15 protein-coding genes are annotated in these 13,128 nt (G+C 47.6%); 2 read left to right on the top strand and 13 right to left on the bottom strand.

Annotated elements, in window-relative coordinates; genetic code table 11:
• Positions 1 to 117: 117 nt before the first annotated feature.
• From mmsA to U1I11_RS00120, 7 genes are all read right to left on the bottom strand, one after another.
• Entirely contained in the window at positions 118 to 1,656 is a 1,539-nt protein-coding gene (mmsA, locus tag U1I11_RS00150; protein WP_322902822.1) for a multiple monosaccharide ABC transporter ATP-binding protein, read from the bottom strand.
• Positions 1,657 to 2,512: 856 nt separating this feature from the next.
• Positions 2,513 to 3,613 (bottom strand): multiple monosaccharide ABC transporter substrate-binding protein, encoded by a 1,101-nt coding sequence (gene chvE / locus U1I11_RS00145; protein WP_322902820.1) that lies wholly within the window; start codon positions 3,611 to 3,613, stop codon positions 2,513 to 2,515.
• Positions 3,614 to 3,948: 335 nt separating this feature from the next.
• Positions 3,949 to 4,185 carry a hypothetical protein gene (locus U1I11_RS00140; protein ID WP_322902818.1) on the bottom strand — a complete coding sequence of 79 codons (237 nt, stop codon included), beginning with the start codon at positions 4,183 to 4,185 and terminating at the stop codon, positions 3,949 to 3,951.
• Positions 4,186 to 4,591: 406 nt separating this feature from the next.
• On the bottom strand, positions 4,592 to 5,005 hold the full coding sequence (locus U1I11_RS00135) for a nuclear transport factor 2 family protein (protein ID WP_322902816.1): 414 nt from the start codon (positions 5,003 to 5,005) through the stop codon (positions 4,592 to 4,594).
• A 136-nt stretch (positions 5,006 to 5,141) separates the two neighbouring features.
• A complete protein-coding gene (locus U1I11_RS00130; protein WP_322902814.1) occupies positions 5,142 to 5,606 on the bottom strand; it encodes a MarR family transcriptional regulator in 465 nt (154 codons plus the stop codon).
• Between the two features lie 284 nt (positions 5,607 to 5,890).
• Positions 5,891 to 6,811, bottom strand: coding sequence for a cysteine synthase A (gene cysK, locus U1I11_RS00125; protein WP_322902812.1), 921 nt, complete (start codon positions 6,809 to 6,811; stop codon positions 5,891 to 5,893).
• A 60-nt stretch (positions 6,812 to 6,871) separates the two neighbouring features.
• Complete coding sequence (locus U1I11_RS00120; protein ID WP_322902811.1) at positions 6,872 to 7,225, bottom strand: MerR family transcriptional regulator; 354 nt, start codon at positions 7,223 to 7,225, stop codon at positions 6,872 to 6,874.
• A 301-nt stretch (positions 7,226 to 7,526) separates the two neighbouring features.
• Here U1I11_RS00120 and U1I11_RS00115 point away from each other — a divergent pair, with 301 nt between their 5' ends.
• Positions 7,527 to 7,946 (top strand): carboxymuconolactone decarboxylase family protein, encoded by a 420-nt coding sequence (locus U1I11_RS00115; RefSeq protein WP_322902809.1) that lies wholly within the window; start codon positions 7,527 to 7,529, stop codon positions 7,944 to 7,946.
• 348 nt (positions 7,947 to 8,294) lie between these two features.
• Here the strand turns inward: U1I11_RS00115 and bioB are convergent, their stop codons facing one another.
• Positions 8,295 to 9,254 carry a biotin synthase BioB gene (gene bioB / locus U1I11_RS00110; RefSeq protein ID WP_416235587.1) on the bottom strand — a complete coding sequence of 320 codons (960 nt, stop codon included), beginning with the start codon at positions 9,252 to 9,254 and terminating at the stop codon, positions 8,295 to 8,297.
• Positions 9,255 to 9,471: 217 nt separating this feature from the next.
• On the opposite strand from bioB, the gene U1I11_RS00105 reads away from it, so the two are divergent.
• Entirely contained in the window at positions 9,472 to 9,597 is a 126-nt protein-coding gene (locus tag U1I11_RS00105; protein WP_322902807.1) for a hypothetical protein, read from the top strand.
• Between the two features lie 431 nt (positions 9,598 to 10,028).
• Here U1I11_RS00105 and mnhG read toward each other — a convergent pair whose 3' ends face one another.
• The 5 genes from mnhG to U1I11_RS00080 are packed head-to-tail and all read right to left on the bottom strand — an operon-like array spanning position 10,029 to position 13,128.
• Positions 10,029 to 10,460, bottom strand: coding sequence for a monovalent cation/H(+) antiporter subunit G (gene mnhG, locus U1I11_RS00100; RefSeq protein WP_416235522.1), 432 nt, complete (start codon positions 10,458 to 10,460; stop codon positions 10,029 to 10,031).
• Complete coding sequence (locus tag U1I11_RS00095; RefSeq protein ID WP_322902806.1) at positions 10,396 to 10,734, bottom strand: Na(+)/H(+) antiporter subunit F1; 339 nt, start codon at positions 10,732 to 10,734, stop codon at positions 10,396 to 10,398. The genes mnhG and U1I11_RS00095 overlap by 65 nt, the downstream gene beginning before the upstream one ends.
• On the bottom strand, positions 10,734 to 11,210 hold the full coding sequence (locus tag U1I11_RS00090; RefSeq protein WP_322902805.1) for a Na+/H+ antiporter subunit E: 477 nt from the start codon (positions 11,208 to 11,210) through the stop codon (positions 10,734 to 10,736). Before U1I11_RS00090 ends, U1I11_RS00095 begins: the two co-directional genes overlap by 1 nt.
• 3 nt (positions 11,211 to 11,213) lie before the next feature.
• Entirely contained in the window at positions 11,214 to 12,800 is a 1,587-nt protein-coding gene (locus U1I11_RS00085; RefSeq protein ID WP_322902803.1) for a Na+/H+ antiporter subunit D, read from the bottom strand.
• A complete protein-coding gene (locus tag U1I11_RS00080) occupies positions 12,790 to 13,128 on the bottom strand; it encodes a Na(+)/H(+) antiporter subunit C (protein ID WP_322902802.1) in 339 nt (112 codons plus the stop codon). The genes U1I11_RS00085 and U1I11_RS00080 overlap by 11 nt, the downstream gene beginning before the upstream one ends.

Below are 13,128 nucleotides of genomic sequence, written 5' to 3'. Positions count from 1 at the left end.
GGGAAACGCTCCGGTAATGGGAAACGGACTCTGGTGGATCACTGAAAATCTACCTGCTGATTGACTCATAGGTTCCGATCTTGTTGCACGCTCCAACGAGCTTGCAGCTTAATAACGTTAAACCTTCGCTTTATCACGGGTCATATAAGTCATTAGTTTTTCCTGTGTCGCTTCTGCACGTGTCACTTCGCCGGTGATGCGGCCTGCGTTCATAACGTAGATGCGGTCGCAGATGCCGAGTATTTCGGGCAGTTCGGATGAAATGACGATAATGCTTTTGCCTTCGTCAGCGAGTTGGTTGATGATCGTGTAAATTTCATATTTGGCGCCGACGTCAATGCCGCGGGTTGGTTCGTCTAGAATTAGAATATCGGGATTGGAGAAAATCCATTTGCCGAGCACGACTTTTTGTTGGTTACCCCCGCTTAGATTGCCTGTTTTTTGCAAAATGCTTGGCGTTTTGATCTTCATCCGTTTGCGCATATCTTCGGCAACGAGCACTTCTTCGTGTTCGTTAACGACGGTGCCGCGTGATAAGCGTTCCAGCCCGGTTAACGAAATATTGCGTTTAATATCGTCCATAAGTACAAGTCCGTAATGTTTGCGATCTTCGGTCACATAAGCAAAGCCGTTTTGGATCGCTTGGGTGACGTTGTTGTTGCGGATTTCTTTGCCGTCTTTGATCAGTGTGCCGGAAATGTTTTTGCCGTAGGAGCGTCCGAAAATGCTCATCGCCAGCTCGGTTCTACCGGAGCCCATTAGCCCGGCGATGCCGACGATTTCACCACGGCGTACGTTCAGATTGGCATTGTCGATCATTTTGCGATCGGCATGTTGTTCGTGGTACACGTTCCAATCGCGCACTTCCAGCGTCACTTCACCGATCTGTGGCGTACGCTGTGGATAGCGATGAGTTAGGTCGCGACCGACCATACCGCTAATGATACGATCTTCGCTCACTTGATCCTTTTTCATATCCAGCGTCTCAATCGTCTGTCCATCACGTAAAATAGTGACCGAATCAGCGACTTTAGCGATTTCGTTTAATTTATGCGAAATGATAATGCAGGAGATACCCTGGCTTTTAAAACCAAGCAATAGTTCCAGCAAGTTCTCGCTATCGTCTTCATTTAGCGCTGCTGTCGGCTCGTCCAAAATTAACAGCTTTACACGTTTGGAAAATGCTTTGGCAATTTCAACGAGCTGCTGCTTGCCGACACCGATATTGGTGACAAGTGTGCCCGGTGGCTCGCTTAGCCCGACTTTATCGAGCAGTTCGCGGGTGCGCTGCATCGTTTCGTTCCAGTCGATCACACCGCCTTTTTTACGTTCGTTACCGAGAAAAATATTTTCGGCAATCGATAAGTATGGGATGAGCGCTAGCTCCTGATGGATGATGACGATACCGAGTTGTTCGCTGTCTTTGATATCGCGAAATTGGCATGTTTGACCTTCGAAAATAATATCGCCGTCATAGCTACCGTAGCCGTATACGCCGCTTAGTACTTTCATCAAAGTTGATTTACCAGCGCCATTTTCACCGCAGAGGGCGTGAATTTCGCCTTTACGCACTTTTAGGTTGACGTTTTCCAGCGCTTTGACACCGGGGAATGTTTTGGTAATGCCTTTCATTTCCAAAATGATGTTGTCAGACATGGTGCAATCTCCTTTCATTGGCTTGAATGGTGGGCGTGGTGCTGGTTGCAAGACCGCTCCGGGAAGGGATGGGGAACGGGCTCCGGTGGAGCACCGAGCATCTACCGAATTGGGAGTGCATGTAGATTCTCGGTGCTCCAAAGTCGCCCTTTTCCCCATTCCCTTCCCTCCGCTCCGTGCAAAGGCATCCATGCCGTGTTCTGCGCGGGGGCAGGGGGAAGATTAAGAGATTTAAAAGATTTAAAAGCTTAAATCAATTCCAAAGATCAACAGATTATAAGATTTAAGATTTAAAAAGGTTGGAGTGTGTAAACAGCTTGTATATTGGCGTGATCGAGTTCGGATTGGTTGCATATGTTAGATGAGATCGGTATTTATGATCGATACGGTCGTGCTTGTTTGTAGTCGTTGTTTATGATTACTTTAGGTGAAATAAGCTCGTTTCTCGCGTAAAGTATAAGCAGTTAACAAGTAGCAGCAAACTTTTATACTTTGCAGCCTTCGTTCTGCCACGATCATTGGACATCGGTTAAGTACATAATGTCAGTACCATATTGTGTTTATTGGATGGCATCAGTTAGTACCTTGATCGCGTTAAATATGTCGTTTGATCGTGCAGAGCAGCGATGTTCTCCTGCTACGATTCCAGCGTATTTTTCATAAGGTATAGTCATCAGACATTGAAGGTACGCTGGTCAAGGTACTAGTAGCTTGTCTCAAGTACATTTACAGTTTGTCGATCTAACCATTGCTTGGTGCTGAATCGATTTAGGGACGGTTAAACACGATTTTCATTTGAGACAGCCTACTAGCTTTTCATGCAGGCGAGTTCGCATCCTACGTTATGAAACGTTTTTTATTTGGCTGGTGCGTTGTTGCCGTATACTTCCTGTTCGGTGTAGTAGTTGCTGTCGATAATTTCTTTTTTGACATTGCTTTTATCGACAGATACCGGGTCGAGCAAGTAAGCTGGGACGACCATGACGTTGTTGTTGTATGTTTTAGTATCGTTGACTTCGGCTTTTTTGCCTTGCAGGATGCTGTCGACCATACCGACTGTTTTTTCAGCGAGTTTGCGTGTGTCTTTGAAAACGGTCTGGGTTTGTTCGCCAGCTACGATCGATTTGATCGAGGCAAGTTCGGCATCCTGACCGGTAATAATCGGCAACGGTTTGCCGGCGGAGCCATAGCCGACGCCTTTTAACGATGAAATGATTCCGATGCTGATGCCGTCATACGGTGACAATACGGCGTCCAGTTTGTCGCTACCATAGTAGGCGCTGAGCAGATTGTCCATCCTCGCTTGAGCGAGTGAGCCGTCCCAGCGTAAGGTGGCGATCTGTGCCATCGTCGTCTGTTTACTGCGGACGACCAGTTTGCCGGAATCCATGTATGGTTTTAATACGGACATGGCGCCGTTAAAGAAGAAATAGGCGTTGTTATCGTCCGGTGAGCCGCCGAACAGCTCGATATTAAATGGGCCTTTGCCTTTGTCGAGTCCAAGTCGGTTGGCGATGTACGATGCTTGCAGCACGCCGACCTTAAAGTTATCGAAGGTCGCATAATAGCTTAAGTATGGTGTGTTCATAATGAGGCGGTCATATGAGATAACTTGGATGCCTTGTGCATGAGCTTTGCCGATCACATCGGTTAATGTATTGCCGTCGATAGCGGCGACGACGATGACGTCGACCTTTTTGGTGATCATATTCTCGATTTGGGAAATCTGGTTTTCGACGACATCTTCGGCGTATTGCAGGTCGGTTTTGTAACCTTTGGATTGGAACAGATTGACCATATTTTGTCCATCTGCGACCCAGCGTGCCGACGATTTGGTTGGCATGGCGATGCCTACATAGCCTTTCTCTCTACTGCCTACACTGCTTTCCGCCAAATTGCAGGCACTGAGGGTGATCATCATCGCAGCGATCAGCAGCAGGATAAGTCCCCTTTTCATTACGGATGCTCCTTTCGTAAATGTGCTGTTGTATCAGCACGGTTGAGAATAGAAATGATGGATAAGCGGCAGCCGGATGGAACCGTTCGTTTGGAGACAGTATGGCATTCAACCGCCGTTTGCGATATATTGGTAACGCTTTCTTGATTTAGAATAGCATTTGGGGAAGTTTGGTGTCTTTGCGTTTATCTGACCTTTTTTATAAAAATCGGACTTCATTTTAAAAGGAGCGAATAAGCGCATATTCTATTGCGATCCTTGCTTTTTGCTAAAGACACTACATTTAGCGTAAACAAAATAACCTTTAACGAGCCATTACAAGCGCTCATTAAAGGCTATTTTAAAAGTTGATCCAGCTTAAACTCCTTGCTATTGCCATATCCCCAGCTTAACGTAAGCGTAGCTGGTAATTTTTTATTGGCTAATTGCAAATACGCTTCATTTGTCATCGCAATCGACAATCCATATTCGCTATAAGACATCTTATTAATATCGATCAGTACCGCTTCATTTGTATAATACAAATAATCGCGCGGATAAAAAGGTTTAAATGTTAACTGTACATTGTGCATCTTTCTCAGCCACGTATGATTTTGGATTTCAAAAGATAAATGTACCATTTTATAATCTGAATAATCGATATGTTTAGAATATAGGTTGAGTAAGTAATGATTGCTATCCATAAAATGCTGAGCATCTGCTTGGGCATATTCGCTAAATTCCGGGTTACTTTCTAATGGAGAAGCCGTCCATGCGTTCAGTTTTAAAGACGGAGGAAACAGAGCAAATGTAGTAAAGCCTAGCACGGATTCTGTGACCACATAAAATAATATAAACGCTATACTGTTGGGACAATGAAAGGGGACAATTGTTGCTAAACAGATAAGCGAGTCAGCCGCATAGGTGGGCGGTCGACTCGCTTGTCTGTTATAGCTGTGACTTTATAGTTGGAGATGTAGATGAATGCTAGTCGAAGCATTAGCTCAAACTAGCAATCCCCTCAAACTCCACCTCATAATCTAGCGCACAAGACAGCTCATAACAACGTCGCACCTTGCCTTGTTGTAGCTCAAAGATCGCAATTAGCTCCACCTGTCCACGTTTGCCATTTTTCTTTTCTACATCGACCGTATAGCGCAGCGTTGCCGTTTGCAGTGGCTCATCGTATAACATATGCGTAAATGGCGAAATTTGCACAGACTGCACCTGTTGCCGCAGCATCCGAATATGATGCTTAAATTGCGCCAGATCACTGCGCACGCCGTCGGTCATTTGCACATAGTCTGGCATAAAATAACGATCAATACACGTATCATCCAATCCCATCACCACATCGCGATACATCCCATTTAACAGTTCCAATGCCGCCGACTTGCTAAGTTGTGTGTTCATTAGGTAATCCTCCTTTTACTCCACATAAGTGACTGTTACATTGCCTCCATGCAAAATAAAGTTTACATATGCCTAACTCTGTCAATTAACAAGCGCTGCAAAAATCGTCACACTATAAACTACAATAAAAAACGTATTATATACACGCCGCCCATGCCTGCAAAAAGCGAATAATCGTCGCCAATTCCGTTTCATCAAATTGACTAAACAGCTGCCCATATTGCTCCAATAGCTGGTTATGCAATCGTTCGTGAATCGTTGCCAAGCGCTCGCCTGCCGGGGTAAGCGCGTAATACACTTCCTTCAAATTATGCGGTCTACGTACTTCGCGAATCAATTCATGCTTAAGCAGCACACCGGTCGCTTTAGTTACGGCTGGGCGAGAAATATGCAGCTGCTCTGCCAAATACATATTGTTGACCTCACCTGCTGTTTGCAAAATGGCAAGCAGGTGCAGTTGGGTAATCGTCCATTTATGGACAGGTGCTTCGATTTCAGATGCCATTTGCTCTGCCAGTTGCTGTTGGCGCTGTACGCTTTGCTCACGTTGGAGTAGAAGCTGTTCTACCGCTTGAAAAGCTTGCTGTTGGACAGGCTTCATATAAAAAGCTCCTCTCGATATAGTTAACCAGTTAATTATTATAGTTTACTGGTTAACTATATAGCTGTCAATAAGGTGTATGCTTCAAAAAAAGCCCTTATGCTGGGTTGTTACAACCATCCCCGGTCATAAGAGCTTGCTTTATCTTTACTCTATACGTGCTTTACATGTGCTTTATACGTACTTCATACGTGCTCTACACTTGTTTTATACATGCCGTATACGTGATTTACACGTACTCTATACATCCTCTATCCTTATGGCATATTTATTTTATGCTTCCTTTAGATCAATCCCATACTCATATACCGCTCGCCATGATCCGGTGCAATACAGAGTACCTTTTTCCCTGTACCGAGCCGCTGCGCTTCCTGTATCGCTGTCCAAACGGTTGCGGCAGATGAAGGGCCAAGCAGCAATCCTTCTTGGCGCGCCAACTGTTTCATCATCGCCAACGCATCGTCGTCTGCGACTTGGACAATTTCATCATAGATCGATGTGTTCAAAATCGCTGGCACAAAACCAGGACTAGTACCGACTAGCTTATGCGAGCCAGGCTGTCCGCCGGACAGTACAGGAGAACCTTTGGGCTCCACTACGACAATACGCACATTAGGCAAATGGTGACGCAACGTCTCACCGGTGCCAGTAATCGTGCCGCCCGTGCCTGCGGAGGCGACAAATGTATCCAGTTTCCCGTCCATCTGCTGCAAAATTTCCAGTGCGGTCGTCTGGCGATGCGCATCCGCATTGGCAGGGTTATCGAATTGACGCGGCATATAGCTGTGTGGAATTTCACCTCGCAATTGCTCTGCTTTACGAATTGCACCTGGCATTTTCTCAGCGGCAGGTGTGAGCACTACTTCGGCACCGTATGCTTTTAAAATGCTAATTCGCTCTTGCGACATATTGTCCGGCATAATCAAAATCGCGCCATATCCGCGTGCAGCCGCATTCATCGCCAGCCCGATGCCGGTATTGCCGCTTGTCGGCTCGATAATCGTACTGCCTGGCTGTAAATCGCCGGACTTTTCTGCCTGTACGATCAGATTCAGTGCCGCACGGTCTTTGACGCTGCCGCTTGGGTTAAAATATTCCAGTTTTACGTACACATCCGCCCATTTTGGCGACGTTAGACGATTTAATTTGACGACAGGCGTATCGCCTACCAGTTCACTAATATGTTGCACAACTTTGCTGTTCATCGAACATGCTCCTTTAGGCGAAATCGAAATTGCTATTGTTATCCACCGTCAGCTCAACTTTTACAATGATGGTGTCTTGCGCTCCAATTCACGATAATGCTTAATTTTGGCGCCAATTTGCTCTAGATGAGTATGCAAATTGGCTAGCTGCTGCTGCAATTGCAACTCATGTTGCTCCAACATCGCTCTACGCGCCGCAGCCGTATGATCGCCTTGACTGCGCAGCTCGGCAAATTGCTGCATCCCGGTGATCGGCATGCCCGTATCTCGCAAACGCAGCAAAAACTCGACCCAGTCTACATCCCGCGCCGAATAGATACGGTAGCCTTGCGCATTACGCTGCACATCACGCAGCAAACCGATTCGCTCGTAATAGCGCAGTGTATGTGCACTCAGCCCGGTAACGGTAGTCATTGCTTGTATCGTCAGTATGTTTTCCATACGTTTACTATAGCATATTGTAGCTGGTGTAAGAGAATTTCCAAGTAGAATAGTAAGAATTGAAAGATGGAATGGTACTATTTGCATCTGCTCTCCACATGTTCTTAAATCCAAACAGCCGACAAAATTTCCGCTTGCCTTTGAGTATACTCTAAGCTCTATGCTGAATACAGCGAAGCAAGCAAGGACAAACATATCGGTGCCAAGGTGCTAATATGTAATCATTTCTGCTTTCGTATGTTTACTACCCTATTCAAACAGGAGGTTTACCCCTATGACTGAATCTACACAACATACTACCAACAATGAGCAAACTCGGTATGAGCGCGGTTGGGACAAATTACGGTCGATAGATGGACAGGCAGGTGAGCGCGTAATCGCTTCACTTCAAAATATCGCGCCTGATCTGGGACGCTATGTGATCGAATACGCCTTTGGCGATATTTATTCGCGTCCGACGCTGGATAGTCGACAACGCCAGCTCATTACGATCGCTACGCTGACTACGCAAGGCGGCTGTGAAGCACAGCTTCATGTGCATGTGAACGCTTCGCTTCATGTCGGTCTGACGGCAGCGGAAATTGTAGAGGCGATTATGCATTGCTCTCCGTATACCGGGTTTCCACGGGTATTGAATGCGATGGCAGTAGCCAAACAGGTATTTCAAGAACGTGGATTAATGCCGCTCGCTTAAAGCAAATGTGGAATTAAAGGAATGAGCTTGTGCTGGAAATGCAAATGCGCATTTTGACGCATATGACAAATGGGCTCAGCGCTGCGGATCGCCCGCATGAGAGCGGACTAGCGTGGTTAACAGCGATTTTGTACGCTTAGGTCAACTATGCGCGTCAGCATGGCAATGAGCTGCGTTTTATCGGCTGCTTCATTATGTCGCTGCATCATCTGCCGCGCAGTAGACTAGGAAACTAGGGAAGCAAAACCAACCGTTGCAGCGACATAGCAATCCGCTTGCGCTAAAGCATTCAATTGCCGCTAGTGTCCAAATAAAGCTGCTGCACGGCGCAGCGGCTTTATTTGCCGTTTACGTACAAGCGCTAATTGGCGGAATATCGCCTGCTAGCGCATTATGCTCAATCTCAAAACCGAGGTCTTCAATCATCGCGTAATCAAGCGTTGCCTCCTGTCCAGGTGTGGTCAAATAATCACCGACAAAAATCGAATTGGCGGCATACAGGGCAAGCGGTTGTAATGTGCGCAAATTCAGCTCGCGCCCACCAGCGACACGGATTTCTTTGCTCGGACAGATCAGGCGCAACAAGGCGAGAATACGCAACCCGCGCAGCGCTGGCGTACGAGTCTGCTTTGCCAGCGGCGTACCGGGAATCGGGTTTAGAAAATTGACCGGGAGCGAATCGGCATCCAGTTCACGTAGTGCAAATGCAAGCTGCACGAGCTGTTCATCCGTCTCCCCCATGCCTGCAATCAAGCCGGAGCAAGGCGACATACCACTCTGTTTCACATATTCGACCGTTTCCTCACGCTGTTCATACGTATGCGTCGTCGTAATCTGCTCATAATGATCACGGTTCGTATTCAAATTATGGTTGTACCGATGCACACCAGCATCAGCGAGCTGGCGCGCTTGTTGTTCGTTTAGCAAGCCGAGACAGGCGCAGATTTTGAGTGGCATCGTAGCGCGAATTTCCTGTACCGCAGCAACAACTTGCTCTAATTCGCGACCGCTTGGACGCCTGCCGGAAGCGACGATACAATACGTCCCTGCCTGACGTTTCATCGCTTCACGTGCACCAGCAAGCAATGTGTCTTTATCGAGCAGACTGTACTTTTGCACCGGTGCGGTCGAAACGATCGATTGCGAGCAATACCCACAATCTTCAGGGCAAAGCCCGCTTTTGGCGTTAATGATCATATTGAGCTTGACCCGTTTACCATAAAAATGGCGGCGTACCCGGAATACGGCTTGCAGTAGCGGCAACAGCTCGTCATCGTCTGCCTGCAATACGGACAAAGCTTGCTGCATCGTAAGCAGTTGCCCATCCAATGCCAGATCAGCAAGCTGCTCCCAATATGTAGTAGTGGAGATGGATGATGTCATTGATTGTTCACTCCTTTTAATTGTTAACCTTTAATCATAAAATAGGTTAACAATTAATCGACGTTTCGTCTACCCTCTTTTATGTGCAAGGTGATCAACACTTGCTACAACTGGATTGCAAACGCAAACCGAGGTGGAGCGATTGAAAAAGCGCGCCTATGCAACAGAAATGATGCAGTATGGCGGGATGGAACAGCTCGTACATAAAGTGCGGGTTGGAGAAGTATGGCTTAGTACGTGGAAGGCGGAACCAAATGAGCAATTGTAAATATAGTTTACTCACAGCTCACAACCAAAAAGCTACCCTATCCGACATGCTCACCGATACACAAAAAAGAACATTCCAGCAGATGTGCCTGTCCTTTTGCTCGTGTGAAAGATGATTATAGCGGCGCTAGAGTAGCTTTTCACGGAAATTGTGTTGAACATAAACATGTATGCAGACTCCTATAATGCAAACACCTCGGAACGAAGGGAAGCAAATAAAGGATAAGAACGGACTTATAATGTTGGTGGATTCAAACATAGGACGCCACAAAAGCAGTTTTGGCGAAGCAAAAAACTATACTGCTCTGAGCCTAGGAATCGACCTTCTCGCCTATTCCGTACATTTCTAGTCGAGACGGGAGTCCGTTCCCTTACTTTTTCCCGAGTCGATGCAGCATCACTACACAAGTCTGTATATACCGCCATCCCCTTTTAGTTAAGTGGCTCCCGCTCCGCCTGCTCTCGATCGATCCCTTTCTCCTTGAGTGCAGGCTTCAACTCATCCTTCGCCAGCTTCCACAGCGGAACCCCGGTACGATACGCTGCCCGTGCATTCAAATGCCCGGCAATCGGCGCCGTCACAAATACAAACAAAATCGCCAGCAAAATGCGCATACTCGGGTACCCATCATAAATCCAAAAAAACAGAAAGGCACCGACGAGCACGAACAATACGCCGAGCGTTGCGCTTTTGGTCGCTGCATGGGCGCGCAGGTACACGTCTGGAAAGCGAATAATGCCAAATGCGCTCAATACGCTCAACACCGCGCCCGCTACGATCAAAATTGCGATCAACGGCTCACCGACGGTCTGGATCATGTCCATCATCCACGTCGTCTCGGTCGTCTCCGCTTTCGTATTCATGCTCGATCACCACCCCTCGTTCGATATATTTGGCAAATGCAACCGTACCGATAAACGCCAAAATCGCCACCAGCAGCATCACTTCCAAGTAGGCTTGCGTATCTAGCATCATCGACAATACCGCGATCATGGCGATCAGATTGACGCCGATCGTATCAAGCGCGGTAATGCGATCCGTCATAGAAGGGCCTTTGAGCACCCGGTACATACAGCCAGCGATCGCCAGTGATAGCAATACGAGCGTAATCATCATTGCGATTTGCAGCATCGACATTACCGGGTCACCTCCTTGATCGCTTTTTCAAACGTATTGCGAATATTGTGCGATAGCTCGGCTTCGTCTTTAATATCGATCGCATGAATATAGGCGAGATGCTGCTCACGTGACACTTCGATCAGTACCGTACCCGGTGTGAGCGAGACGAGTGTGGACAGCAGCGTCAGCTCCCAATCCGATGTCAGTTCGGTTTCATACGTCAAAATACCGGGATTAATGTCCAGTTTCGGACTGATGATATAACGCAGCACGACCATACTTGATTTGAACAGCTCGGAGAAAAAGAGCACGATTAACTTCACCGCCGCCCATAATTTACGCCCATAAAACGGCTGCGGGAAAAATCGCTGCAAACCGAAAATAAGCAGCAGTCCGATCAAATAACCGACGATAAAATTTAGCCCGTTCCAAGTCGTATTCAGCGCCATCCATACGAGCGCAATGACTAGATTCAGTATAATTTGAAATCCCATCGCTTAATCGCCCCCCAATACAGCCTGCACGTACACGGCTGGTTGCACTAGCACCGATGCCGCGTCAGCAATATAGGTTTGAATCCAGCCTGCCCCTAGCCCGATCGCGATCACAAGTACGAACAGCACCGATGCCGATACCATCAGCGGCTGCGGACGAAATGAACCCCAATGATGATCTAGCGCATTTTCGCTTGCATCTGGCAGCAAACTCGGATTGCCTGCCTCGGCAATCCACTCGCGATACACTTCATCCGGTACATGTCTTTGATCATCCGCCAGCGGACGCTCTTTGCCCCAGAAGCCAAGCATAAATATACGCATAACCGAATAGAGCATAACTAGACTCGCCACCAGGCTCAAGATCGTCAGCGTATACCAACCGCGTTCAAATCCGCCTTGCACGATCAGCAGCTTACCGACAAACCCGCTCAGCGGCGGCACTCCGGCAAGCGCCAACGCGGATACAAAAAACATCCAACCGGTCAGCGGAATACGCTTGATCAAACCGCTCATCTGCTGTAAGCGCGCCGTACCTGCCGCACCGATCATCACCCCGGCAAGCATAAACAACAGCGCCTTAATAATCATATCGTGTAACATATAAAAGATCGCACCTTCCAGCCCGGCACGATTCGCCGTCGCCAGACCGAAAGCGATCAAACCGACACCTGCAACCACATTAAACGCCAAAATACGATTCACTTCACGATACGCAATCGCACCGACTACACCGAGAATCATCGTCGCAATTCCCAGCCAGCCAATCAATGTATACACAAATCCTATATCCTGATAAAAGATTAGCGTAAACGTACGCATTATCGCATACAAACCTACTTTGGTTAGCAATGCCGCAAAAATCGCCGTGACTACTGTCGGCGGCGCCGTATAAGGCCCAGGCAGCCAGTAAAACAGAAACAAGCCCGCTTTCAAACTAAACACCGTCAGCAACATCAGCGCAATTACGCTCAAAATGCCAGTCTGTCCCACCTCTGTAATGCGCTGCGACAACTGAGCCATATTAAGCGTTCCGGTCGCCGCATACAAATACGCCAGCGTCGCCACAAACAGCGATGAGGACACAATATTGATCAAAATATATTTGAGCGTCTCCCGTAGTTGCCGCTTCGTTCCACCTAACACAACGAGCGCATAAGACGAGATTAACATCACTTCAAAGCAGACAAACAGATTAAACAAATCTCCCGTCAAAAACGACCCGTTCACCCCAACGAGCAAAAATTGAAAAAACGGATAAAAATGATGCTGCTCCCGTTCCTCACCAATGCTGGCAAAAGCATAAAACAAACAGACCGTGCCCAAAATCGAACTCGTCAGCACGAGCAGCGCCGCGAACATATCGGCAACAAACACGATGCCGTACGGCGCTACCCAGCCCCCCATCGGCAGGATTTGAATTCCGTGCAGATGCACCTCACCGACGAGCACAACCGCCACGCCGACACAGAGCAGCATCGAAATCGCCCCGACGATTCGCTGAAAACGAATATTGCCGCGTCCGAATATTTGCAGCACCGCCGCCACAAGTGGAATAAGCAGCGGGAAAATAAGCAGATTATTGGCCACCTTTGCGCTTCACCTCCTCCATATCATCCGTTTTCAGACGTAGGTAGGAGCGATACGCCAGCACAAAGAAAAAGGCGGTCACTCCAAAGTTAATAACGATCGACGTCAAAATAAGCGCCTGTGGCAACGGATCGACATACGAACCGGATTGTTCGCCTAGCAGTGGCGGCGCTCCCGTTTTCAGCCCTGACATCGTCATCAGCAACATATGCACCGCATGGGTCAAAATCGATGTGCCTAGAATGATCCGCAGCAGACTGCGCGACAAAATCAAATATACCGCCACCGCAAACAATATGCCTACAGCAATCGACATCCATATTTCCAT

It is taken from the genome of Paenibacillus campi, assembly GCF_034659835.1.
Taxonomy (GTDB): domain Bacteria; phylum Bacillota; class Bacilli; order Paenibacillales; family Paenibacillaceae; genus Saccharibacillus; species Saccharibacillus campi.
The sequence above is the reverse complement of the archived record's forward strand: the minus strand, read 5'-3'. Positions and strand labels throughout refer to the sequence as shown.

What these genes read in the sequence shown, in the direction of transcription:
- mmsA (WP_322902822.1), bottom strand. Translation starts at nt 1,656, where the DNA reads ATGTCTGACAACATCATTTTGGAAATGAAAGGCATTACCAAAACATTC.
- chvE (WP_322902820.1), bottom strand. Translation starts at nt 3,613, where the DNA reads ATGAAAAGGGGACTTATCCTGCTGCTGATCGCTGCGATGATGATCACC.
- U1I11_RS00140 (WP_322902818.1), bottom strand. Translation starts at nt 4,185, where the DNA reads ATGCACAATGTACAGTTAACATTTAAACCTTTTTATCCGCGCGATTAT.
- U1I11_RS00135 (WP_322902816.1), bottom strand. Translation starts at nt 5,005, where the DNA reads ATGAACACACAACTTAGCAAGTCGGCGGCATTGGAACTGTTAAATGGG.
- U1I11_RS00130 (WP_322902814.1), bottom strand. Translation starts at nt 5,606, where the DNA reads ATGAAGCCTGTCCAACAGCAAGCTTTTCAAGCGGTAGAACAGCTTCTA.
- cysK (WP_322902812.1), bottom strand. Translation starts at nt 6,811, where the DNA reads ATGAACAGCAAAGTTGTGCAACATATTAGTGAACTGGTAGGCGATACG.
- U1I11_RS00120 (WP_322902811.1), bottom strand. Translation starts at nt 7,225, where the DNA reads ATGACTACCGTTACCGGGCTGAGTGCACATACACTGCGCTATTACGAG.
- U1I11_RS00115 (WP_322902809.1), top strand. Translation starts at nt 7,527, where the DNA reads ATGACTGAATCTACACAACATACTACCAACAATGAGCAAACTCGGTAT.
- bioB (WP_416235587.1), bottom strand. Translation starts at nt 9,254, where the DNA reads ATGCAGCAAGCTTTGTCCGTATTGCAGGCAGACGATGACGAGCTGTTG.
- mnhG (WP_416235522.1), bottom strand. Translation starts at nt 10,460, where the DNA reads ATGAATACGAAAGCGGAGACGACCGAGACGACGTGGATGATGGACATG.
- U1I11_RS00095 (WP_322902806.1), bottom strand. Translation starts at nt 10,734, where the DNA reads ATGTCGATGCTGCAAATCGCAATGATGATTACGCTCGTATTGCTATCA.
- U1I11_RS00090 (WP_322902805.1), bottom strand. Translation starts at nt 11,210, where the DNA reads ATGGGATTTCAAATTATACTGAATCTAGTCATTGCGCTCGTATGGATG.
- U1I11_RS00080 (WP_322902802.1), bottom strand. Translation starts at nt 13,128, where the DNA reads ATGGAAATATGGATGTCGATTGCTGTAGGCATATTGTTTGCGGTGGCG.